The organism is Bosea sp. RAC05, from assembly GCF_001713455.1.
Classification (GTDB): domain Bacteria; phylum Pseudomonadota; class Alphaproteobacteria; order Rhizobiales; family Beijerinckiaceae; genus Allobosea.
In genome coordinates this window covers 1,911,274-1,934,213 of sequence record NZ_CP016464.1, presented here as the reverse complement: position 1 = coordinate 1,934,213, position 22,940 = coordinate 1,911,274, and the positions used below count along the sequence as shown (strand labels likewise).

Below are 22,940 nucleotides of genomic sequence, written 5' to 3'. Positions count from 1 at the left end.
CCGCTCGCATGGCGCAAACCCCTCTCGCGATATCGCGGCGTTCGCTGCTGGCCATGGCTGTTTTCGGGACAGGCTCGCTCGCGGCCGCCCCGGGGCTCGGCCAGTCTTCACGCGCCGCCAAACCGGTGCCCCTGGGCGGGCTCGGGCTCGAGGCGGCCCCGTTCGGCTTGCGGCCGGGCGCCGCCGAGGATCAATCGCAGCGCCTGCAGAGCGCGCTTGCCGAGGCCGCGCGGCGCCAGGTTCCGCTCGTCATCGCGCCGGGGCGCTACCGCATCGGCCGCGTCAGCCTGCCGGAGGGAGCAAGCCTGATCGGCGTGCCGGGCGCGACGACGCTGGTGGCGGCGCAGCCCGGCCCGCTGCTCGAGGCGCGTGGCACCCAGCGATCGTCGCTGACCGGCCTGACGCTGGACGGGCTCGGCCTGCGCGCTGCCGGCCGCCAGGGCCTGCTGACGGCCGAGGATGTGGAGGTCCTCCAGATCCGCGACTGCGCCTTCACCGATGCCGGCTCGGTCGGGCTCGTGATCCATCGCACAGGCGGCGACATCGAGAGCAGCAGCTTCCGCACCATGCGCGAATCGGCGCTGTTTTCCCTCGACTCGCGGGGGCTTCGCATCGAGCGCAACTCCGTCGAGGATTGCGGCAACAACGGCATCCAGCTCTGGCGCGGCCAGGCGGGCGACGAGCGCTCGATCGTGCGCGGCAACCGCGTCGAGCGCATCCGCGCCGACGCGGGCGGCGACGGCCCCAATGGCAATGGCATCAGCCTTTACAGGGCCGGTGGCGTGATCATCGAGGGCAACCAGCTGCGCGACTGCGCGCTGACCTTCATCCGCAACAATTCCGGCGCCAGCGTCCAGATTCTCGGCAACCAGGGGCGGCGCTGCGGCGAGGTCGGGCTCTATTCCGAGTTCGCCTTCGAGGGCGCCATCATCGCCAACAACCTCGTCGAGGATTGCGCGCAAGGAGCCAACATCACCAATCTCGACCATGGCGGGCGCTTGAGCGTCTTCGCCAACAACATCGTCCGCCGCGCCCGCAAGGGTCTCTATCCAGGCGTCAAGGAGCCGATCGGCGGCCTGGGCGTGCATGTCGAGGCCGAAGCCACCGTGACCGGCAACGTCATCGAGGATGCCAGCGAGATCGGCATCTCGCTCGGCTGGTCCTGGGGAATGCGCAATCTCGTCGCGACCGGCAACATGGTGCGCCGGACCGGCATCGGCATCTCCGTCTCGCTCGTCCCCAAACAGCGCAATGCGGTGATCTCGGGCAACGTCATCGCCGAGGCGAGCCGCGGCGCCGTCGTCGGGACCGAGTACGGGAAGGCGGTCACGGGGGATCTGACGAAGGCCCCCGACGCCCGGGCGGCGGGCGTGCGGGTCGAGAACAACGCGGTGGGATAAGCCGCGGCCGGTGGCTCAGTTGCCAGACGCCGCCCTCACCCGGCCGACCTCGATGCCGTTCCAGTTCGTCATCACGCTCTCGCGCAGCGGCGCGAAGGCGGCCAAGCCGGCCTCGTCCATCGGCAGGAACCGCGCGATCAGGTCGGCCATCACCACCTCCGCCGCACGGCCGGCACCATCGTCGCATTTCAGCGCGATGCCATAGCCCAGCTCCGGCAGGGTGCCGCAATAGACGCCTTCAGCGCCGGTCTTGATGAAGATGCGCTCGCGCAGCAGCTCCATGGCGCGGGTGTCGAAGCGGCCGGTGCCGGCCACCATGAAAGGATGCGCCGCGGCGGCCTTCCGGATGCGGGCGGCGGCCCTGGCACGCTCAGGCCCGAAGCCATGGCCGGTGCCGATGCGGGCGAAACCGAGGGCAAGAGCCTTCAGCGGCACCGCATAGGTCGGGATCGAGCAGCCGTCGGTGCCCATCAAGTCCGTCGAATGGGCGGCTCCGGTCACCTCCTCCAGCGCGCCGCGCACCGCCTTCTGCACGGCATGGCCGGCCTTCACATAGCCTGCGGGGTCCTCGTCGATCCCGCAGGCGAGGCAGACGAAGCCGGCATGCTTGCCGGAGCAGTTGTTGTTGAGCGCGCTCGGCTCGCGGCCGGCCCGGGCCAGCGCGCGTGCGGCGTTCTCGTTCATCGGCCAATGCGCGCCGCATTCGAGGCAGCCGGGCTCGCGCCCGGCCTTCGCCAGCATCGCCAGCGAGGTTTCGGCGTGCAGCGGCTCGCCGGAATGGGAGGAGACGGCAAGCGCGATCTCGGCCTCGGTCAGGCCGTAGCGGTCAGCGGCGCCGCTCTCGAGCAGCGGCAGCGCCTGGATCGCCTTCACCGCCGAGCGCGGGAAGACGGGGCGCTCGACATCGCCGGTGGAAAAGACCACGCCGCCATCGGCGTCGACGACGATGGCGGCGCCGCGATGGCGCGATTCGACCGTGCCGCCGCGCGTCACCTCGGCCAGGATCGGGTTGTCCATCGTCGTCTCCACAGCAAAAGCGTCCTGCACGAGACGCGCGCAGCCTTGTGCCGCCCATGGCTCGACCTGTCAAAAGCGATGGCGCACAGTGGCGACACCTGCCAAGCGGGGGGTGACGCGCTCCCGAAAGGGGGCTGCATCCGCAGATCGGGCGAGCCGGAGCGAGGGAATGTCGGGCGACTACGAGATCCAGTACAACAACCGCGCCCGCGTGCCGGAGCATCCGCAGATCATCGCGAGTTGGGCCCGGGATGCCGAGGCCTATCGCGCCGAGGCCCTGTGCGAGCTGGGCGTTTCCTATGGCGAGAGCGAGCGCCAGCGCTACGACCTGTTCAAGCCCGAGACGATGCGCGGCAACGCCATCGTCCTGTTCATCCATGGCGGCTACTGGCAGGCGCTCGACCGGAGCTTCTTTTCGCATATGGCGCGCGGGCTGAACCGGCGCGGCGTGCCCGTGGCGGTCGTCGGCTATGATCTCTGCCCGCAGGTCGAGGTTGGCCATATCGTCTGGGAGATGCAGCAGGCGGCCGCGGCCCTGTGGCAGCGCTACACGCTGCCGGTGGTCGCGAGTGGCCACTCGGCGGGTGGGCACCTTGCCGCCTGCCTGCTCGCGACCAACTGGGCCAATGTCGAGGAGAACCTGCCGGAGCATCTCGTGCCGGCGGCCTATGGCATCTCCGGCCTCTACAATCTGAAGCCGCTGACGGAGACCAGCATCAACGGTGCGCTCAATCTCAGCTTCGAGGCGGCCGAGCGCGAGAGCCCGCTGTTCTGGCCAGCGCCCTCCGGCCTGGTCATGGACGCCGTCGTCGGCGGCGAGGAGAGCGAGGAGTACTTCAAGCAGAGCCGCCGCATCGTCGATGTCTGGGGGCTGTCGGGCGTCCGCACCCGCTATGAGGAGATCGCCGGCGCCAACCACTTCACGGTGATCGCGGGCCTCGCCGATCCCGAGAACGCCATGACGCGCCGCATCGCCGAACTCGCCGGCGCTTGATCTGACGGGGCGGGAGGCTCTATCCAGATCGGGCGCGGCGGCTGCGGCGGGCGGCCTCCCGGCCGCCGGACGGGCCAGGCCGCAGACGAGATCCGGAGCCCGCGATGCAGACCTTCTTCGTCGAGATCAAATGCAAGCTCGGCAAGACCTATGAGGTCGCCAGCGAACTCGCCGATCGCGAGATCGCCTCGGAGATCTATTCGACGGCGGGCAATTACGACATCCTGGCGAAGTTCCATGTCGCGGCGGACGTCGATATCGGCCATTTCGTCGCCCAGAAGGTGCAGTCGATCCCCGAGATCGCCGACACCCATACGATCATCACCTTCAAGGCGTTCTGAGCCGCGTCGCGGCGCTCTGAGCGGACGCCGGCGAACCAGAAAGGCGATTCAGGCCAACGGCTTGAATCGATCGCCTCATCTGCTGCGCGAGGGCCTTAACAGAGTGATTCAAGGTCGATGGCCCGGCCCATGCTTCCCGGCCTGGCCATGACGGCGATCCCTGCCTGCGATTAATGCATTCACCGCGCTTGACGACCTCGCCCCATTCGCGCGACCTCGGCTGCTCCTGACATTGAGCCTGCGCCGCCGGAGCCGCCGCGATGAAGAGCAACCTGTCCCCCGATCTCCGCTCCGGCGCGCTCGTCTATCACCGCCTGCCGCGTCCCGGTAAGATCGAGATCCAGGCGACCAAGCCGCTCGGCAACCAGCGCGACCTCGCGCTCGCCTATTCGCCCGGCGTGGCGGCCGCCTGCGAGGCCATCGTCGACGATCCCTCCCAGGCCGCGGAGCTGACCTCGCGGCAGAACCTCGTCGCGGTCATCACCAACGGCACGGCCGTGCTGGGGCTGGGCGACATCGGGCCGCTCGCGTCCAAGCCGGTGATGGAGGGCAAGGCCGTCCTCTTCAAGAAGTTCGCCGGGATCGACTGCTTCGACATCGAGGTCGAGCAGAAGAATATCGAGAAGTTCGTCGAGGTCGTCGCGGCGCTGGAGCCGACCTTCGGCGGCATCAACCTCGAGGACATCAAGGGCCCGGAATGCTTCGAGATCGAGGAGCAGCTGAAGGCCCGGATGAACATCCCGGTCTTCCATGACGACCAGCACGGTACGGCGATCATCGTCTCGGCGGCGATCCTCAACGGGCTCGACCTTTCCGGCAAGCAGATCGGCGACGTCAAGATCGTCGTGTCCGGCGCGGGTGCGGCGGCGCTGGCCTGCCTCAACCTCCTGGTCGAGCTCGGCGCGCAGCGCAAGAACATCTGGGTGACCGACCTGGAAGGCGTCGTCCACAAGGGCCGCAACACCCTGATGGACCGCTGGAAGGAGGTCTACGCGCAGGAGACCGACGCGCGCACGCTGGCGGAGGTGATCTCCGGCGCCGACGTGTTCCTGGGCCTCTCGGCCGCCGGCGTGCTGAAGCCCGAGATGGCCAAGGCGATGGGTCCCAGGCCGCTGATCCTGGCGCTGGCCAATCCCAATCCCGAGATCACGCCCGAGGACGCGCTGGCGGTGCGGCCCGATGCGATGATCTGCACCGGGCGCTCGGACTATCCCAATCAGGTCAACAACGTCCTCTGCTTCCCCTACATCTTCCGCGGCGCGCTCGACGTGCAGGCGACGACGATCAACGAGGCGATGAAGCTCGCCGCCGTGCGCGCCATCGCAGCGCTGGCGCGGGAGGCGACGTCGGACATCGCGGCGCGGGCCTATGGCGGCGAATCCTCGACCTTCGGGGCGACCTCGCTGATCCCCAACCCCTTCGACCCGCGCCTGATCATCCGGATCGCGCCGGCCGTCGCCCAGGCGGCGATGGCGACCGGCGTGGCGCGCAAGCCGCTGCCCGATATCGAGGCCTATCGCGAGGAACTCTCGCGCTTCGTCTTCCGCTCCGGCTTCATCATGAAGCCGCTCTTCACCCAGGCGAAGGCGGATCCCAAGCGCGTGATCTATGCCGAGGGCGAGGATGAGCGCGTGTTGCGGGCCGCCCAGATCGCGCTCGAAGAGGGGCTGGCGATTCCGATCCTGATCGGCCGCCCGAGCGTGATCGAGAGCCGTGTGCAGCGCTTCGGCCTGTCGATCCGGCCGGGCATCGACTGCGAGGTCGTCAATCCCGAGGACGACCCGCGCTATCGCGACTACGTCCAGACCTATCTCGACATCGCCGGCCGGCGCGGCGTCACGCCCGAGGCGGCGCGCTCGCTCGTGCGCACCAACAACACGGTGATCGCGGCGCTCGCGGTCGCGCGCGGCGAGGCCGATGCGATGATCACCGGCCTCGAAGGCCGCTTCATGTCGCGGCTGCGGCACATCAAGGACATCATCGGCCTGGCGCCCGGCGTCTGCGACATCTCGGCGATGACGCTGATCATCACCAACAAGGGCGCCTTCTTCCTGGCCGATACCCATGTGAAGCACGATCCCAGCGCCGAGGAGATCGCGGACATGACGGTGCTGGCGGCGAGCCATGTCACCCGCTTTGGCATCGAACCCAAGATCGCGCTGCTGTCGCATTCGGATTTCGGTGCCGCAGACACGCCCTCTGCCGTCAAGATGCGCAAGGCGCTGGGGCTGATCCGCGAGCGGGCGCCGGAACTGGAATGCGACGGCGAGATGGAGGCCGACACCGCCCTGGTGGCGATGGTGCGCGAGCGCGTCCTGCCCTCCTCGCGGCTCAAGGGCGTGGCCAATGTGCTGATCTTCCCGAACCTCGACGCCGCCAACATCGCCTACCAGTTCGCGAAGGTGCTGGCGGATGCGCTGCCGGTCGGGCCGATCCTGATCGGCGCGGCCAAGCCCGTGCACATCCTCACCGGCTCGGTGACCGCACGCGGCGTCGTCAACATGACGGCGGTGGCGGTGGTCGAGGCGCAGGAGCGGGCGGCGGCGGCCGGCTGACAGCCACCTGCCGCCGTTGCAGACGCGACACCCGCTCTGCCATGATCCACGCGGCGCCTGTCCCACGGTGCCGCCGCGCCAGTTGGAGGAAAGCAGGCCTTGAAGATCGCGATGGTCCTGCGCGCGCTCTGTCTGCTGGTCGCCATGGCAGCGGCATGGCCGGGTCACCGCGCCTTTGCCCAGGACGTTACGCTGGGCGCGGCACTGCGGCAGGAGAGCGGCTTCCTTCGCATCCAGGCGAAAGGCCGCGAGGTCCGCCTCGAAAGCCTGATCGTGCGGCCCGAAGGCGTGACCGGGCGGCTGCCGCTGGCGATCATCACCCATGGCCGCAACAGCAGTTCGCTCAGCATGGGCGATCTGCGGGCGGCCCGCTACACGACGCTGGCGCGCGATCTCGCCCGCCGGGGCTGGCTCGCCGCGGTGGTGATGCGCCGCGGTGCCGGCCAGTCGGACGGACCGCTGCCGTCGCTGGCCTCGTGCCCGGCCCCCGACGTCGCCGGCTCCTTCGGCGACGACGCAGATGACATCGAAGGCGCGCTGCGCGTCCTCCAGGCGCGGCCGGATATCGACGGGCAGCGGGTGATCCTGCTCGGGGAATCGGCCGGTGGCGCCACCGCCATGGCCCTGATGCGCCGCAAGCCGCCGGGCCTGCGCGGCGTCGTCAATGTCGCCGGCGGGCTCAATCTCGAAGGCTGCAAGGAGAACGGCCAGGACGCTCTGGTCGCGGCCATGACCGCCTGGCAGGGGCCGGATGCGGTGCCGCAGCTCTGGATCTATGCCCGCAATGACGAGCTTTTCCCGCCGGCTCTGGTCGCGCGGATGCGCAAGGCGGCGCTCGATGCCGGGGCCGATGTCCGCTTCATCGACCTGCCGGAGCTCAAGCCGCGCGGCCACATGGCCTTCCTGCACGGACAGGCGAGGCATCTCTGGCTGCGCGAGATGGACGCCTCGCTGCGCGCCTGGGGCCTGCCGACGATCCCCCGCGATCGCGGCCGGACCTTCCATGCCAAGCTCGGCCTGACCACGCGGCTCGATGTCTTCGAGCGCTACTTCTCAGGGCCCGGCGAGCGGGCGATGGCGCTCAGCCGCAGCAAGAAGGAGTTCCGCTACTGGTTCGGCACCACCGATCTGGAAACCGCCAAGGCGAACGCCCTGCGCGACTGCGGGGCCCTGGCGCCTGACTGCGTGATCGCCTTCGAGAACGACCGGTTCCTGCTGGAGTGACGGAGCGGCGGAGCGGCCGCGTGCCGATCCGTCTCGCCCTCTTGGCGGCGCCAACGAGCCGCGCTCTACTGCGGTCCAGCGGGCCCCGCCCGTCTCACCCGTCGCAGCAGGGAGAGCGTCTTTTGCCGGGATTTCGGAGTCTCGCTTTCGTGCTCGCGGTGGGTCTAGCGCTCGCGACGGCGGGGGCTGCGCTGGCCCAGGGTGTTCTCTACCGCAGCCATGACGGCGATCCCGGCAGTCTCGATCCGCTGCGGACGACGAGCGTCGCCGAAGCGCATCTGCTGCGCGACCTGTATGAGGGCCTCGTCATCCATACGATGAAAGGCGAGATCGCGCCGGGCGTGGCCGAGAGCTGGACGACGAGCGAGGACGGGCTGGTCTGGCGCTTCACGCTGCGTCGGGATGCGCGCTGGTCGAACGGCGAGCCGGTGACGGCCTCCGACTTCGTGTTCTCGCTGCGGCGCATGGTCGATCCGCGCTCGGGCGCGCCCTATGCCACCCTGCTCGATCCGATCCTGAACGCCGAGCGCATCCACAAGGCCGCCGAGGGCGTGCGCGTGGAGGATCTCGGCGTATCGGCTCTCGGGCCCGGGCTGCTCGAAATCCGGCTCGAACGGCCGACGCCCCATCTGCTCGAACTGCTGGCGCACCAGGCCACGCTGCCGGTCCACCCGGCCACCGCGGACCGGCCCGGCCGGATGGCGGCGCGCGTGGCGGACTGGGTCTCGAACGGCCCCTATGTGCTGAAGGATTTCGTGCCCAGCTCCCATATCCGGCTGGACCGCGACCGCTCCTTCCACGCCGCCGCCGAGGTCCGCATCGAGACGGTGATCTCCTATCCCATCTCGGATGCTGCGGTCGCGGCGCGGCGCTTCCTGGCCGGCGAACTGCACCTGACGACCGACATCCCCACCGACCAGATCGCGACGCTGCGCGGGCGGCTGGGCGCGCAGCTGCGCGTCTCGCCAGCGCTCGGCACCTATTTCCTCGTCCTGAACACGGCCAAAGCCCCCTTTTCCGATGCGCGGCTGCGCCGGGCGCTTTCGCTCGCGATCGACCGGGAGTTCATCGCCGAACGCGTCTGGGCCGGCACCATGCTGCCGGCCTATGGCGTGATCCCGCCCCATATCGGGAATTACGGCGAGCGCGCCGAACTCGACTTCAAGGCCGCCTCCCCGCTCGAACGCGAGGACGAGGCAAAGCGGCTGATGGCGGCCGCGGGCTACGGGCCCGGCATGCCGCTGCGGCTCGCGCTGCGCTACAACCGCAGCGACAACAACCGGCGCACCATCGCGGCCATCGCCGAGCAATGGGCGGCGATCGGCGTCGAGACCTCCCTGATCGAGACCGACAGCGCGGCGCATTTCGCCCATCTGCGCGAGGGCAGCGATTTCGACGTCGCCCGCTATGGCTGGATCGGCGACTATTCCGATCCGCTGACCTTCCTCTTCCTGTTCCGAAGCGACAACGCCGGCTTCAATGTCGGTCGCTATGCCGATCCGCAGTTCGACGCGCTGCTGAAGCTCGCGGCCGGAGAAGCCGATCTCGCCAGGCGCGCTGCGATCCTGCGCGAGGCCGACAGCCTGATCGTGCGCGACCAGCCCTGGATTCCGGTGCTGCACTATTCCCACAGGAACCTCGTTTCGAGCCGGCTCGCCGGCTTCGCGCCCAACCCGCTGGGTGTCATCCCGTCGCGCTTCCTGAGCTTTCGCCCCTGACGGAAGCGGGGCTGCCCCCGCATCGACGCCGGCATTGGCCCCTCGCGCCCGACCTGCGTCTCGGCTAGGAGCGATGCTGTTGGAAACCCGCTGACGAGAACCGACCGATGTCCCGCATTGTCTATGTGAACGGCGCCTATCTCCCCGAGGAGGACGCCAAGATCTCGGTCTTCGACCGCGGCTTCATCTTCGGCGACGGCATCTACGAGGTGTCGGCCGTGATCGGCGGCAAGCTCGTCGATTGCGAGGCGCATCTGGCGCGGCTCGCGCGCTCCTGCGGCGAGATCCGGCTCGTCCTGCCCTGGTCGACGGCGGAACTGGTGGCGATCCACGAGGAGTTGATCAAGCGCAACAGCCTCGACGAAGGCGGCGTCTATCTCGAGGTCACGCGCGGCGCGGCTGATCGCGACTTCCCCTTCCCGAAGGACGTCACGCCGACGCTGGTGATGTTCACCCAGGCCCGCAACTTCGTGAACGCCCCGGCGGCGAAGACCGGGATCAAGGTGGTGTCCACGCCGGATCTGCGCTGGGCCCGGCGCGACATCAAGAGCGTCAACCTGCTCGCCCCGGTGCTGGCCAAGCAGTTCGCCGCCGAAAACGGCGCGCAGGAGGCCTGGATGATCGAGGACGGCGTGGTCACAGAGGGCGCCTCGTCGACCGCCTGGATCGTCAGGGGCAAGACGCTGATCTCGCGGCCACTCTCGAACAAGGTCCTGCCCGGCATCACCCGCAAGGCCGTGCTGGCCTATATCGCGGAGACGGGCTTCGCCTTCGAGGAGCGCGAATTCACGCTGGCCGAGGCGCTGGACGCCGAGGAGGCCTTCATCACCTCCGCCACCAGCCTCGTCATGCCGGTGACGACGATCGACGGCCACAGCATCCACAACGGCGCCCCGGGCCCGACCGCGCTGCGCCTGCGCGAGATCTACATCGATTTCGCCAGGAAGGGCGGCGTGCTGGGGTGAAGCGCGTCATGCTCGGGCCTGACCCGAGCATCTCTTGCCGGAGATTCTCGGGTCTGCGCGGCGTTTACGCTTGGGCCGATCGACGATCGGACCCGAGCGCTCCGCCCGAGAATGACGGAGCATTGACCCGCTCCCCCATCACATAGGTCGCGACGACGTTGCGCTCGTCGCCGAGCGTGACCAGCACGAACAGCTCCTCGCCGAGGTCGCGCGCCGTCTCCAGCCGATGCGCCATGGCGCGCTGGGCGCTCGCATCGAGCACGACGATGTCGGCCTCGTGGCCGGGCTCCAGCGAACCGATCAGGTGGTCGAGCTTCAAAGCCTTGGCATTGCCCAGCGTGATGGCGTGGAGCGCGGCGAAGGCCGAGAGCGATTGCCCCTGCAACTGCAGCACCTTGTAGGCCTCCGACATCGTCCGCAGCATCGAATAGGAGGTGCCGCCGCCGATATCGGTCGCGACCGCGACCGGCACGCCCTCCGCCCGGGCGCGGGCCCAGTCGAACAGTCCGGAGCCGAGGAAGAGGTTCGAGGTCGGGCAGAAGACGGCCACGCTGCCGGTTTCGGCGAAACGCCGCCATTCCCGCTCGGTCATGTGGATACAGTGGCCGAGCAGGCTTCTGGGGCCGAGCAGGCCGTAATGCTGGTAGATGCCGGCATAGTCGCCAGGCTCGGGATAGAGTTCGTTGGCCAGCGCAATCTCGGCCCGGTTCTCGTTGATATGGGTCTGGACATGGCAGTCGGGATGCTCGGCCGCCAGCCGCCCGGCCGCTTCCATCTGCTCCGGCGTCGAGGTCACGACGAAGCGGGGCGTGATGGCATAGAGTTGGCGTCCCCTGCCGTGCCAGCGCTCGATCAGCGCCTTGGAATCCGCGTAGCTGCTTTCGGCGGTGTCGGTGAGCGCTTCGGGCGCGTTGCGGTCCATCATCACCTTGCCGGCGATCATGCGGGTGTTGCGGCGCTCGGATTCGGCAAACAGCGCTTCCGCTGATTGCGGATGCACGGAGCAGTAGATCACCGCCGTCGTGGTGCCATGGCTGAGCAGTTCGTCGAGCAGGAAGGTGGCGAGCTTTTCGGGATGGCCCTGCTGCGCCAGCCGCTGCTCCTCGACGAAGGTGTAGCGCTCGAGCCAGTCCATCAGCTGGGCGCCATAAGAGGCGATCACCTGCGTCTGCGGCATGTGAAGATGGGCGTCGATGAAGCCGGGCATGATCAGATGCGGGCGGTGGTCGGTGATCTCCGCCCCCGCCGGCAGGGTCGGCAGGATGGCCTCCGCCGGACCGACTGCACGGATCACGCCGCCCTCGATCACCAGCACCCCGTCCGCGACATAACGATGCGCCGCCTCGCCGACGTCGTGCGGATCGGCCACGAACCACAAAAGGCGGCCGCGCAGGGCACGAAGGGGGCTGGTCTGGCTCACGAATGCGCACTCCGGCTCGGATTCACATCACATCTGCACCAAATCAAAGCTTCCGGCCAAGCGGGGATCATGCCTAATCTGAGAGCATGATTTGTGTCGCATCGGATCAGTCCCGACCCTCGCCCTTCGTGCCGTCATCCCGGACGCAGCGAAGCGGAGATCCGGGATCCATTCCGGAGCGCGTCCGGCAGAGGTTCCGGCATGGATCCCGGGTCTCCCGGAGCCTGTCCTTGGGCCGGCCAAAGGCCGGACCCGAGGGGTCACCCGGGATGACCCACAATGGAGCGCTCAGCACCATGCGAGCCGCCCATGCGTGACACGCTCCGCTTCCTCCTCGGCGACGAGTTGGTCGAGATCGCAAACTGCGATCCGACGTTGACGGTGCTCGACTGGCTGCGGCTGGACCGGCGCCTGACCGGCAGCAAGGAGGGCTGCGCCGAGGGCGATTGTGGCGCCTGCACCGTCGTCGTCGGCCGGCTCGATCGCGGGCGGCTGCGCTACGAGGCGATCAATGCCTGCATCCGCTTCCTGCCGACGCTGGATGGCTGCCAGGTGCTGACGGTCGAGCATCTGAAAGGCCCGGACGGCAGCCTGCATCCGGTGCAGCAGGCGATGGTCGATTGCCACGGCTCGCAATGCGGCTTTTGCACGCCGGGCATCGTGATGTCGCTCTTCGCGCTCTGGCTGAACGAGGATGCGCCATCGGTTGCGCGCATTGAGGATGCGCTGGCGGGCAATCTCTGCCGCTGCACCGGCTACGAGCCCATCATCGCGGCGGCGCAGCGGATGTATGCTGGCGATGGCAACAGGCCGGACCCGGAGACGATCACCGCGAGGCTGCGCGACCTCTCCGACGAGGAGGCGCTCGCCCTCTCCGGACCCGGCGGGCGCTTCTTCGCGCCGGCCACCGTCGGGGGGCTGGCGGATCTGGTGGCCGCCCATCCGCAGGCGACGCTGGTCGCGGGTGCGACCGATGTCGGGCTCTGGGTGACGAAGGGGATGCAGCGGCTCGATCCCGTCATCTTCCTCGGGCGCGTCACGGCGCTGCGGGAGATCACGGATCGCGGCGATCACCTCGTCTTCGGCGCGATGGCGACCCATGCAGACGTCCGCCCCGTGCTGGCGTCGCTCTCGCCGCAGCTCGACGAATTGATGCGCCGCTTCGGCGGCGAGCAGGTCCGCAACGCCGGCACGATCGGCGGCAACATCGCCAATGGCTCGCCGATCGGTGACCTGCCGCCGGCGCTGATCGCGCTGGGAGCGAGGCTGGTTCTGGCACGCGCCCATCCACACCACAGCCCTCATCCTGAGGAGGCCGCTCTTGCGGCCGTCTCGAAGGATGATCCAGAGGGCGCTGGAGCATCCTTCGAGACGAAGCCTCCGGCTTCTCCTCAGGATGAGGGCTCGCGTGTGATTGCCCGCCGCGAAATCCCTCTGGAAGATTTCTTCCTCGACTACCGCAAGCAGGACAGGCGCGAGGGCGAGTTCGTCGAGGCGGTGATCGTGCCCAGGCCGAGGCCGGATGCGCTGATCCATGTCTCGAAGATCTCGAAGCGCTTCGACGAGGACATTTCGGCCGTCTGCGGCGCCTTCCTGCTGCGGCTCGATTCCGCTGGCCGCATGGCGGAGGCCCGGCTGGCCTATGGCGGCATGGCGGGCACGCCCAGACGCGCCGCCGCCGCGGAAGCCGCGCTGACCGGCCGGCGCTGGGACGAGGCGGCCGTGGTTGCGGCCATCGCCGCGCTGGCGAGCGACTTCACGCCGCTGAGCGACATGCGGGCCTCGGCCGGCTACCGGCTGACGGTCGCGGGGAACCTGCTGCGGCGGTTCCTGATCGAGACGACGCAGCCCGATGTCGAGACCCGCGTCGCCGGCCCGCTCGCGGAGGCCGCCCATGGCTGATGCGCGCCGCCGGCTCGACAAGGACGCCTCCGCCATGGTCGGAGCGCCGCGCCTCCACGATTCCGCCGCCCGCCATGTCACGGGCGAAGCCGTCTATATCGACGACATCGCTGCGCCCGAGGGGCTGCTGCACGCTTATCTCGGCCTGAGCCGCATCGCCCATGGCCGGCTGGTGTCGCTCGATCTCGCGCCCGTGCTGGCGGCGCCCGGCGTGGTCGCCGTGCTGACGGCGGCCGATATTCCCGGCGTCAACGACATCTCCTCGACGCATCGCCATGACGAGCCGGTCTTTGCGACGCAGACGATCCTGCATCACGGCCAGCCGCTCTTCGCCGTGGTGGCGCAGACGCGCCAGGCGGCGCGGGAGGCAGCGGCGCTGGCGCTGGCGGTCTATGACGAGGCTCCGCCCGTGCTCGATGTCGCGGCGGCCCGTGCGGCCGGCGGCGCGCTGGTCACGGACCCGCTCAAGCTCGAGCGCGGCGACGTCGCCACCGCGCTGGCGGAAAGCCCGCGCCGGCTCAAGGGCTCGATGACGATCGGCGGGCAGGATCATTTCTACCTCGAAAGCCAGATCGCGCTCGCCATTCCCGGCGAGGAGGAGGACATGCAGGTCTTCTCCTCGACGCAGCATCCCAGCGAAGTGCAGCACATGGTGGCGCAGGTGCTGGGCGTCGCCTCCCATGCCGTCACCGTCGAGGTCAGGCGCATGGGCGGCGGCTTCGGCGGCAAGGAAACGCAGTCCAACCTCTTCGCCTGCGTCGCCGCGCTCGCCGCGCGCAAGCTGAAGCGCCCGGTGAAGCTCAGGCCTGACCGCGACGACGACATGATCGTCACCGGCAAGCGGCACGACTTCGTCGTCGATTACGAGATCGGCTTCGACGACGAGGGACGCATCCATGCCGTCGATGCGGTCTATGCGGCGCGCTGCGGCTGGAACGCGGATCTCTCGGGGCCGGTGACGGACCGCGCGCTGTTCCACATGGACAATTGCTATTTTTACCCGGCGGTGCGCGCCCGCTCGGAGCCCTTGCTGACCCATACGGTGTCGAACACCGCCTTTCGCGGTTTCGGCGGCCCCCAGGGCATGGTCGGGGCCGAGCGCTTCATCGAGGAGGTCGCCTTCGCGACGGGGCTCGACCCGCTGGAGGTGCGCCGGCGCAACCTCTATGGCGGCACGCCCGGCGAGGGGCCCGGCCGCGATCTGACGCCCTATCACCAGACGGTGACGGACAACATCGCGGGCGAGGTGATCGAGCGGCTGGAGCGCTCCTGCGACTACCGCGCGAGGCAAGCGGCGATCCGGGAGGCCAATGCCAGAAGCCCGATCGTGAAACGCGGCATCGCGCTGACACCGGTCAAGTTCGGCATCTCCTTCACCGCCACCTGGTACAATCAGGCCGGCGCCCTCGTGCATGTCTACACCGATGGTTCGGTGATGCTGAACCATGGCGGCACCGAGATGGGCCAGGGGCTCTACGTCAAGGTGGCGCAGGTGGTGGCGCAGGCCTTTGGGATCGGCCTCGACCAGGTGAAAATCACCGCCACGACGACCGGCAAGGTGCCCAACACCTCCGCCACCGCGGCCTCCTCCGGCTCCGATCTCAACGGCATGGCGGCGCTCGACGCCTGCAAGACGATCAAGGCGCGGCTGACCGAGTTCGCCGCCCGGCACTGGCAGGAAAGCCCGGAGGCGATCGTCTTCCGGCCGGGTTTCGTGCAGGTCGGCGCCCGCGAGATCGCCTTCGCCGATCTGGTCAAGGCGGCCTATATGGGCCGCGTCCAGCTCTCGGCCACTGGCTTCTACGCGACGCCGAAGATCCATTGGGACCGCAAGGCCGGGCGCGGCCAGCCCTTCTATTACTTCGCCTATGGCGCGGCCGCCGCCGAGGTCGCGGTCGATACATTGACGGGCGAATACAAGGTCGAGCGCGTCGACATCCTGCATGATTGCGGGACCTCGCTGAACCCCGCCATCGACAAGGGCCAGATCGAGGGCGGCTTCATCCAGGGCATGGGCTGGCTGACGACCGAGGAACTGGTCTGGGATGCCAAGGGCGTGCTGAAGACGCATGCGCCCTCGACCTACAAGATCCCCGTCGCCTCCGACCGGCCGCGGATTTTCAACGTCGCACTGCTGGAGAACGCTCCCAATCGCGAGGCGACGATCCACCGCTCGAAGGCGGTCGGCGAGCCGCCGCTGATGCTGGCGATCAGCGTGCTGCATGCGCTGTCGGATGCGGTAGCAAGCGTCGGCGGCCACCGGGTCTGTCCGCGGCTCGATGCGCCGGCCACGCCCGAGCGCGTGCTGGCGGCGGTGGGGCGGGTGCGGGCGGAAGCGGGCCGATGAGCGTCGCCGCCTTCCTCGCCCGCCACCTCGCGGATGGCGCCATCCTCGTCACCCTCACCCGCGCCGCGGGCTCGACCCCGCGCGAGGCCGGCGCGGCCATGGCCGTCAGCCCCAATGCCATCGCCGGCACGATCGGTGGCGGGCAGCTCGAGTTCCACTGCCTCGACATCGCCCGCACGATGCTGGAGGCGGGCGAGACGGAGCGCCTGCTGGACATCCCGCTCGGCCCGCAGATGGGCCAGTGCTGTGGCGGACGGGTGCAGGTTTCGCTGCGGCGCGCGACAGCGGCGGACCTCGCGATGCAGGTGGCGCGGGAGCGAGCCGAGGCCGAGGCGCGCCCGGCCGTGCTGGTGTTCGGCGCCGGGCATACCGGGCGGGCCCTGGTCGAGGCGCTGGCGCTTCTCCCCTTGCGGGTGACGCTGATCGACGATCGCGACGGCGTGATGGACGGGCTGCCGGCGGCGGTGACCTGCGTCCGCATGGCCGATCCCGTCGCGGCCATCGCCACGGCGCCGACTGGTGCGGCCCATGTCGTTCTCACGCATAGCCACGCGCTCGACTACCGCCTGGCCGAGGCGGCGCTCCAGCGGGGCGATGCGGCTTACGTCGGCATGATCGGCTCGGCGACGAAGCGGGCGCGGTTCGAGGCTGGCTTCCTGCGCGCCGGTGGGCGACGCGAGGCGCTGTCCCGCCTCACCTGCCCGATCGGTGGCGCCGATGTGGACGACAAGCGGCCGCAGGTGATCGCGACCTTGACGGCCGCCGAGCTGGTGCGGAGTTTGCTTCGGAAACAACAGGCTTCCCGAGGAGCCGGAGCGGAGGAACGGGCCGGCCATGACGCAACCGCCTGACCAGACGGTTCGCCCCCGGCTCGCCCTGTCGGGCATCTCCAAGAGCTTTCCCGGTGTGAAGGCGAACGAGGACATCAGCCTCAGCGTCCGCCCGGGCGAGATCCACGCTTTGCTCGGCGAGAACGGCGCCGGCAAGTCGACGCTGGTGAAGATCATCTACGGCGTGCAGCAGGCCGACACCGGCACCATCGCCTGGGACGGCGCGCCGGTCTCGATCCCCTCGCCCAAGGTCGCGCGGCGGCTGGGCATCGGCATGGTCTTCCAGCACTTCTCGCTGTTCGACGCGATGACGGTGATCGAGAACATCGCGCTCGGCCTCGACGAGGCCTGCGACAGCGACGAGCTGAAGGGCCGCGTTGCCGCGATCCTGGAAAGCTACTCGCTGCCGCTCGACCCCGAGCGCGAGGTCCATACGCTATCGGTCGGCGAGCGGCAGCGCATCGAGATCGTGCGCTGCCTTTTACAGAATCCCCGGCTGCTGATCATGGACGAGCCGACCTCGGTGCTAACGCCGCAGGAGGTGGACAAGCTCTTCGGCACGCTGCGCCAGATCGCCGCGCAGGGCTGCGCGATCCTCTACATTTCGCACAAGCTCCACGAGATCAAGGCGCTGTGCGAGGCCGCCACGATCCTGCGGGCTGGCCGGGTCGTCGCCACCTGCGACCCGCGCGTCGAGAGCACGAAGCGCATGGCCGAGCTGATGATCGGCGCCGAGCTGCGCCAGATCGAGCATGCCGGAAGCGACGGCGCCGGGCCGGTGCGGCTGTCGGTGTCCGGGCTCACGCTGCCGGGGGAGCCTCCCTTCGGCACCGATCTGCGTGCGGTGGCCTTCGAGGCGCGGGCCGGCGAGATCCTGGGCATCGCCGGCGTCGCCGGCAACGGCCAGTCGGAGCTTCTGACCGCACTGTCCGGTGAACGGCCGGCGAACACGGCCGATGCGATTGCGCTCGACGGCAGGCCGGTGGGGCGGCTGGATGCGGGCGCGCGCCGGGCACTCGGGCTCTGCTGCGTGCCGGAAGAGCGCAACGGCCATGCCGCGGTCCCCGATTTCTCGCTCGCCGACAATGCGATCCTGACCGCGCGCCACCGCCTGCCGCTGACGCCGCTCGGGCTGATCAGCACGGGAGACGTCAACCGCTTCGCCGATGCGGTGATCAAGCGCTTCGACGTCCGCACCACCGGCACGGCGGCGCTCGCGCGCTCGCTCTCCGGTGGCAATCTCCAGAAATTCATCATGGGCCGCGAGATCGGCCAGACGCCCGGCGTGCTCGTCGTCTGCCAGCCGACCTGGGGGGTCGATGCGGGGGCGGCGGCGGCGATCCGGCAGGAACTGGTCGATCTCGCCGAGAAGGGCTCGGCGGTGGTGGTGATCTCGCAGGATCTCGACGAACTGCTCGAACTCGCCGACCGGCTCTGCGTCATCAACGAGGGCCGGCTCTCCGCACCGCGCGCGGTGGCCAGCCTCGGCATCGACGAGATCGGCCTGATGATGGGCGGGGTGCATGGGGCCCCCTCGCCGCCGGGAGCACCGGCCCATGCTTGAATGGCGCCGCCGCCGCGAACCGAGCACGCTGATGCTCTGGCTCAGCCCGCTGATCGCGATCGGGCTGACGATGCTGCTCGGCATGATCGTCTTCACGGCGATGGGCTATGACGGTTTCCACGCGGTGGAGAGCATCTTCGTGACGCCCTTCATCGAGCCGCAGCGCTGGCCCGATCTCGGCGTCAAGGCGGCCCCTCTGGTGATGATCGCGCTCGGGCTGGCGATCGGCTTCCGGGCCAATGTCTGGAACATCGGCGCCGAGGGCCAGTACATCATGGGCGCGATCGCCGGCACGGGCGTGGCCCTGGCGACCCATGGCATGACCGGCTGGTGGATTCTCCCCGTGATGGCGCTGGCCGGCGTGCTCGGCGGCATGGCCTGGGCGGCCGTGCCGGCCTTCCTGCGCGTTCGGCTGCAGGTCAGCGAGATCCTGACCAGCCTGATGCTGACCTATGTCGCGGTGCAGGGCCTCTACTACCTGGTGCGCGGGCCCTGGAAGGACCCGGACGGCTTCAACTTTCCGCAGACGCGGATGTTCGGGGCCGACCAGACCCTGCCGGCGATCATGCCGGGCTCGCTCGTCCATCTCGGCATCCCCGCCGCGCTGCTGATCGCGCTGGTCGCCTGGCTGCTGATGGAGAAGACGACCGCCGGCTATGCGGTCAAGGTCGTGGGGCTCGCGCCCGCCGCCGCGCGCCATGGCGGCTTCAGCGCCGACCGGGTGACCTGGGCGACGCTGCTCGCAGGCGGAGGGCTCGCCGGGCTGGCCGGCCTGTTCGAGGCGGCCGGCCCCTTCGGACAGCTGACCCCGCAGTTCCCGACCGGCTACGGCTTCACCGCGATCATCGTGGCCTTCCTGGGCCGGCTGAACCCGCTGGGTATCGTGTTCGGAGGCGTCGTGCTGGCGGGAACCTATGTCGGCGGCGAGATCGCGCAGACGACGGTCCGCCTGCCGCAGGCGGCGACTGGCATGTTCCAGGCGCTGCTGCTGTTCGTGCTGCTGGCGACCGACGTGCTGGTGAAGTACCGCATCGGCTGGAAGGTGCGGGCGGCATGAGGGCTCCAACCAGCACGTCATGCTCGGGCTCGACCCGAGCATCTCTCCCCGGAGATTCTCGGGTCTGCGCTGCGCTCCGCCCGAGAATGACGGAGGGCGGATCATGACCACCGCCATCCTCGTCTCGATCCTGATGACCCTCGTTGCCGCCTCGACGCCGATCCTGCTGGCGGCGCTGGGGGAACTCGTCACGGAGAAGTCTGGCGTCCTCAATCTCGGCGTCGAGGGCATGATGCTGTGCGGCGCGGTGGCGGGCTTCGCGGTCGCGTTCAGCACCGGCAGCACGATGCTCGGCCTCCTGGCGGCGGTCATGGCGGGAGTCGCCACCGCCATGGTCTTCGCCGTACTCACGCTGTCGCTGACGGCCAACCAGGTCGCGACGGGGCTGGCGCTGACGATCTTCGGCATCGGCGCCTCCTCGCTGATCGGCGCGGGCTTCGTCGGCCGCACGATCACGCGGCTCGGCCCGGTGTTTCCGGCCGCGCTCTCGGAGCATCCCTGGCTGCGCGCGGTCTTCGGCCACGACATCGTGGTCTATCTCTCGCTCGCGCTCGTGATCGGCGTCAGCCTGTTCCTGCGCCGGACGCGGCCGGGCCTGATCCTGCGCGCGGTCGGCGAGAACGACGCCTCGGCCCATGCGATCGGCTACCCCGTCATCGCCATCCGCTATGCGGCGATCGCCTTCGGCGGCGCGCTCGCCGGCCTGGGCGGGGCCTATTTCTCGCTGGCGCTGACGCCGATGTGGGCCGACGGTCTCACGGCCGGGCGCGGCTGGATTGCGCTCGCGCTCGTCGTCTTCGCGGCGTGGAGGCCAGGGCGGCTGCTCTTGGGCGCCTATCTGTTCGGCGCGGTGATGACGCTGGAGCTCCAGGCCAAGGCGGCCGGCATCACCTGGCTCGCGCCCGAACTCCTGGCGATGACGCCCTATCTTGCGACCGTCGCGGTTCTGACCATGATGTCGCTGGGTCGCAGGGCGGGCCGGGCGAATGCGCCGGCCTGCCTCGGCAAGCCATTCTCGGCGTCGTGACGCCGCAACCAACCAGGGGAGACGCGTAGCATGACCTCCATCATCACCCGCCGCCGGTTCAATTTCGGAGCCGGAGCCAGCGCTGCGGCGCTGCCGCTGATCGGCACGGGCGCCCGCGCCCAGGCGCCGCTGGGCGTCGGCTTCATCTATGTCGGCCCGGTCGGCGACCATGGCTGGACCTGGACGCACGACCAGGGCCGGCTGGCGCTGGAGAAGGAGTACGGGGCGAAGATCAAGACCAGCTTCATCGAGAAGGTGGCGGAGGGCCCCGATGCGGCGCGCGCGATCCGCCAGCTCGCCCAGGCCGGCAACCAGCTGATCTTCACGACCTCGTTCGGGTTCATGAACCCGACCATCCAGGTCGCCAAGCAGTTCCCCAACCTGAAGTTCGAGCACGCGACCGGCTATCAGCGCGCCGAGAACGTCGCGACCTACAATGCCCGCTTCTACGAGGGCCGCGCGGTCATCGGCACCATCGCCGGGCACATGTCGAAGTCCGGCCAGGCCGGCTACATCGCCTCCTTCCCGATTCCCGAGGTTGTGATGGGCATCAACGCCTTCACGCTGGCCGCCCGCAAGGTGAACCCGAACTTCAGGACCAAGGTGATCTGGGCCTCGACCTGGTACGACCCCGCCAAGGAGGCCGACGCCGCCAAGGCGCTGATCGACCAGGGTTGCGACATCATCACCCAGCACACCGACTCGGCGGCGGCTCTCCAGGCGGCCGAGCAGCGCGGCGTCTTCGCCTTCGGCCAGGCTTCCGACATGAAGGCCTTCGCCCCCAAGGCGCATCTGACCGCGATCGTCGACGACTGGTCGGGCTACTACATCAAGCGCGTCAAGGAGGTGATGGACGGCAGCTGGAAGAGCGGCGACGTCTGGCACGGCATCAAGGACGGCATGGTCAAGATCGCGCCGTACAACGACGCCGTGACGCCGGCTGCGCGCGCCGCCGCCGACGAGGTCACCAAGGGCATCGTCGCCGGCACGCTGCACCCCTTCACCGGTGAGCTCAAGGACCAGAAGGGCACCGTGCGCCTCAAGGCCGGCGAGAAGGCCTCCGACGAGCTGCTGTCCAAGATGGACTGGTATGTGGACGGCGTTCAGGCGTGAGGCCTGTCATTCCGGGGCTTCGCGCCAGCGAAGAACCCGGAACCCATGACCGGGCAAGCGTTCGCGGACGGACCTGATGCAGGTTTCACCCCGTCGTGGATTCCGGGTTCGGCCTGCCAGGCCGCCCCGGAATGTGAGCAAGAGTGCCGCCCAACATTCTTGCAGCGGCCCCCTTGCAGATATTTTAAGCTTGAAACAATATGCCCCCATCGCGCGGTCAAGGAGGTCGAGGGGACCCCTGTCGCGTTGTCGCTTTCTCGCTCGTCCCGGGAGGACATTCGACATGACACTCAAATTCTCGCTTTCGCTCGGCGCCGGCCTGCTCGCGCTCGGCATCGCGTCGGCCCAGGCGCAGGAGCCGCTCAAGATCGGCGTCGTCAGCGTGCTGACCGGCCCGGCCGCGGCGCTCGGCCAGCAGGTCCGTGACGGCTTCCAGCTCGCGGTCGACCAGAACGGCGGCAAGCTCGGCGGCGTGCCGGTGCAGATCACGGTGATCGACGACGAGCTCAAGCCCGACGTCGCCGTCGGCAAGGTCAAGGCCTATGTCGAAAGCGCCAAGGCCGATTTCGTCGTCGGCCCGGTGTTTTCGAACATCCTCGGCGCGATCGCCAAGCCCGTCCTCGACTCGGGTGCCTTCCTGATCAGCCCCAATGCAGGCCCCTCGACCATGGCCGGCAAGGGCTGCCACCAGAATTTCTTCGTGACCTCCTACCAGAACGACCAGGTCCACGAGGTGCTCGGCAAGCATGCGCAGGACCAGGGCTACAAGCGCGCCTACATCATCGCGCCGAACTACCAGGCCGGTAAGGACTCGCTCGCCGGCTTCAAGCGCTACTTCAAGGGCGAGATCGTCGACGAGGTCTATGCGCCGCTGACCTCGATGGACTTCGCCTCCGACCTCGCCAAGATCGCCTCGACCAAGCCGGACGTGGTGTTCGCCTTCCTGCCGGGTGGCTTGGGCGTCAATTTCGTCAAGCAGTGGTCGCAGGCAGGCCTGCAGGGCAAGATTCCCTTCCTCTCGGCCTTCACGGTCGATGAATCGACCCTGCCGGCGCAGCAGGATGCAGCGGTCGGCCTGTTCGGCGGCATGACCTGGGCGCCCAACATGGACAACCCGCAGAGCAAGAAATTCGTCAGCGCCTATGAGGCGGCCTACAAGATCGTGCCGGGTTCCTATGCGATGCAGGCCTATGACGCGGCCATGCTGATCGACTCGGCCATCAAGGCAGCCGGCGGCACGGCCGACAAGGACAAGATCCGGGCCGCCCTGAAGAAGGCCGACTTCACCTCGCTGCGCGGAAACTTCAAGTTCAACACCAACGGCTACCCGATCCAGGACTTCTACCTGGTCAAGGCCGCCAAGCGCGCCGACGGCAAGTTCCAGACCGAGATCGTCTCGAAGGTGTTCACGGACTACGCCGACCCGCACGCGAAGGACTGCGCGCTGAAGTGATCTGACGCAGCGG

17 protein-coding genes are annotated in these 22,940 nt (G+C 68.9%); 15 read left to right on the top strand and 2 right to left on the bottom strand.

The window, feature by feature from the left end; genetic code table 11:
- Positions 1–8: 8 nt before the first annotated feature.
- On the top strand, positions 9–1,400 hold the full coding sequence (locus tag BSY19_RS12570; protein ID WP_069054468.1) for a TIGR03808 family TAT-translocated repetitive protein: 1,392 nt from the start codon (positions 9–11) through the stop codon (positions 1,398–1,400).
- Between the two features lie 15 nt (positions 1,401–1,415).
- Here the strand turns inward: BSY19_RS12570 and BSY19_RS12565 are convergent, their stop codons facing one another.
- Positions 1,416–2,417, bottom strand: a complete 1,002-nt coding sequence (locus BSY19_RS12565) for an asparaginase (protein ID WP_069054467.1) — start codon at positions 2,415–2,417, stop codon at positions 1,416–1,418.
- A 169-nt stretch (positions 2,418–2,586) separates the two neighbouring features.
- On the opposite strand from BSY19_RS12565, the gene BSY19_RS12560 reads away from it, so the two are divergent.
- From BSY19_RS12560 to BSY19_RS12535, 6 genes are all read left to right on the top strand, one after another.
- Complete coding sequence (locus tag BSY19_RS12560; RefSeq protein WP_069054466.1) at positions 2,587–3,411, top strand: alpha/beta hydrolase; 825 nt, start codon at positions 2,587–2,589, stop codon at positions 3,409–3,411.
- A 104-nt stretch (positions 3,412–3,515) separates the two neighbouring features.
- The gene (locus BSY19_RS12555; protein WP_038361355.1) at positions 3,516–3,752 is read left to right on the top strand and encodes an Lrp/AsnC ligand binding domain-containing protein; all 237 of its coding nucleotides are present in this window, start codon (positions 3,516–3,518) and stop codon (positions 3,750–3,752) included.
- 260 nt (positions 3,753–4,012) lie between these two features.
- Positions 4,013–6,307 (top strand): NADP-dependent malic enzyme, encoded by a 2,295-nt coding sequence (locus BSY19_RS12550; RefSeq protein WP_069054465.1) that lies wholly within the window; start codon positions 4,013–4,015, stop codon positions 6,305–6,307.
- A gap of 99 nt (positions 6,308–6,406) precedes the next feature.
- Complete coding sequence (locus BSY19_RS12545; protein ID WP_069054464.1) at positions 6,407–7,531, top strand: alpha/beta hydrolase family protein; 1,125 nt, start codon at positions 6,407–6,409, stop codon at positions 7,529–7,531.
- A gap of 149 nt (positions 7,532–7,680) precedes the next feature.
- Positions 7,681–9,249 carry a peptide ABC transporter substrate-binding protein gene (locus BSY19_RS12540; RefSeq protein WP_069054463.1) on the top strand — a complete coding sequence of 523 codons (1,569 nt, stop codon included), beginning with the start codon at positions 7,681–7,683 and terminating at the stop codon, positions 9,247–9,249.
- Between the two features lie 107 nt (positions 9,250–9,356).
- Positions 9,357–10,214, top strand: coding sequence for a D-amino-acid transaminase (locus tag BSY19_RS12535; protein WP_069054462.1), 858 nt, complete (start codon positions 9,357–9,359; stop codon positions 10,212–10,214).
- 64 nt (positions 10,215–10,278) lie between these two features.
- On the opposite strand, the gene guaD is transcribed toward BSY19_RS12535, so the two are convergent.
- Entirely contained in the window at positions 10,279–11,634 is a 1,356-nt protein-coding gene (gene guaD, locus BSY19_RS12530; protein ID WP_083247566.1) for a guanine deaminase, read from the bottom strand.
- Between the two features lie 309 nt (positions 11,635–11,943).
- Here guaD and BSY19_RS12525 point away from each other — a divergent pair, with 309 nt between their 5' ends.
- From BSY19_RS12525 to BSY19_RS12490, 8 genes are all read left to right on the top strand, one after another.
- The gene (locus BSY19_RS12525) at positions 11,944–13,536 is read left to right on the top strand and encodes a xanthine dehydrogenase small subunit (RefSeq protein WP_069054461.1); all 1,593 of its coding nucleotides are present in this window, start codon (positions 11,944–11,946) and stop codon (positions 13,534–13,536) included.
- A 34-nt stretch (positions 13,537–13,570) separates the two neighbouring features.
- A complete protein-coding gene (gene xdhB / locus BSY19_RS12520) occupies positions 13,571–15,883 on the top strand; it encodes a xanthine dehydrogenase molybdopterin binding subunit (RefSeq protein ID WP_442856699.1) in 2,313 nt (770 codons plus the stop codon).
- Positions 15,880–16,734 (top strand): xanthine dehydrogenase accessory protein XdhC, encoded by an 855-nt coding sequence (gene xdhC, locus BSY19_RS12515; protein ID WP_069054459.1) that lies wholly within the window; start codon positions 15,880–15,882, stop codon positions 16,732–16,734. The genes xdhB and xdhC overlap by 4 nt, the downstream gene beginning before the upstream one ends.
- Positions 16,718–18,277 (top strand): ABC transporter ATP-binding protein, encoded by a 1,560-nt coding sequence (locus tag BSY19_RS12510; protein WP_069054458.1) that lies wholly within the window; start codon positions 16,718–16,720, stop codon positions 18,275–18,277. Before xdhC ends, BSY19_RS12510 begins: the two co-directional genes overlap by 17 nt.
- Positions 18,270–19,334 (top strand): ABC transporter permease, encoded by a 1,065-nt coding sequence (locus tag BSY19_RS12505; protein WP_069054457.1) that lies wholly within the window; start codon positions 18,270–18,272, stop codon positions 19,332–19,334. The genes BSY19_RS12510 and BSY19_RS12505 overlap by 8 nt, the downstream gene beginning before the upstream one ends.
- A 103-nt stretch (positions 19,335–19,437) precedes the next feature.
- Entirely contained in the window at positions 19,438–20,361 is a 924-nt protein-coding gene (locus BSY19_RS12500; RefSeq protein WP_069054456.1) for an ABC transporter permease, read from the top strand.
- Positions 20,362–20,391: 30 nt separating this feature from the next.
- Positions 20,392–21,474, top strand: coding sequence for a BMP family ABC transporter substrate-binding protein (locus BSY19_RS12495; RefSeq protein ID WP_069054455.1), 1,083 nt, complete (start codon positions 20,392–20,394; stop codon positions 21,472–21,474).
- A gap of 283 nt (positions 21,475–21,757) precedes the next feature.
- Positions 21,758–22,927 (top strand): ABC transporter substrate-binding protein, encoded by a 1,170-nt coding sequence (locus BSY19_RS12490; RefSeq protein ID WP_069054454.1) that lies wholly within the window; start codon positions 21,758–21,760, stop codon positions 22,925–22,927.
- The last annotated feature ends 13 nt before the right edge of the window (positions 22,928–22,940 follow it).

Bases quoted from the DNA above. Each gene is read 5' to 3' on its own strand.
- BSY19_RS12570 (WP_069054468.1), top strand. From the start codon at position 9: ATGGCGCAAACCCCTCTCGCGATATCGCGGCGTTCGCTGCTGGCCATG.
- BSY19_RS12565 (WP_069054467.1), bottom strand. From the start codon at position 2,417: ATGGACAACCCGATCCTGGCCGAGGTGACGCGCGGCGGCACGGTCGAA.
- BSY19_RS12560 (WP_069054466.1), top strand. From the start codon at position 2,587: ATGTCGGGCGACTACGAGATCCAGTACAACAACCGCGCCCGCGTGCCG.
- BSY19_RS12555 (WP_038361355.1), top strand. From the start codon at position 3,516: ATGCAGACCTTCTTCGTCGAGATCAAATGCAAGCTCGGCAAGACCTAT.
- BSY19_RS12550 (WP_069054465.1), top strand. From the start codon at position 4,013: ATGAAGAGCAACCTGTCCCCCGATCTCCGCTCCGGCGCGCTCGTCTAT.
- BSY19_RS12535 (WP_069054462.1), top strand. From the start codon at position 9,357: ATGTCCCGCATTGTCTATGTGAACGGCGCCTATCTCCCCGAGGAGGAC.
- BSY19_RS12525 (WP_069054461.1), top strand. From the start codon at position 11,944: ATGCGTGACACGCTCCGCTTCCTCCTCGGCGACGAGTTGGTCGAGATC.
- xdhB (WP_442856699.1), top strand. From the start codon at position 13,571: ATGGTCGGAGCGCCGCGCCTCCACGATTCCGCCGCCCGCCATGTCACG.
- xdhC (WP_069054459.1), top strand. From the start codon at position 15,880: ATGAGCGTCGCCGCCTTCCTCGCCCGCCACCTCGCGGATGGCGCCATC.
- BSY19_RS12510 (WP_069054458.1), top strand. From the start codon at position 16,718: ATGACGCAACCGCCTGACCAGACGGTTCGCCCCCGGCTCGCCCTGTCG.
- BSY19_RS12505 (WP_069054457.1), top strand. From the start codon at position 18,270: ATGCTTGAATGGCGCCGCCGCCGCGAACCGAGCACGCTGATGCTCTGG.
- BSY19_RS12500 (WP_069054456.1), top strand. From the start codon at position 19,438: ATGACCACCGCCATCCTCGTCTCGATCCTGATGACCCTCGTTGCCGCC.
- BSY19_RS12495 (WP_069054455.1), top strand. From the start codon at position 20,392: ATGACCTCCATCATCACCCGCCGCCGGTTCAATTTCGGAGCCGGAGCC.
- BSY19_RS12490 (WP_069054454.1), top strand. From the start codon at position 21,758: ATGACACTCAAATTCTCGCTTTCGCTCGGCGCCGGCCTGCTCGCGCTC.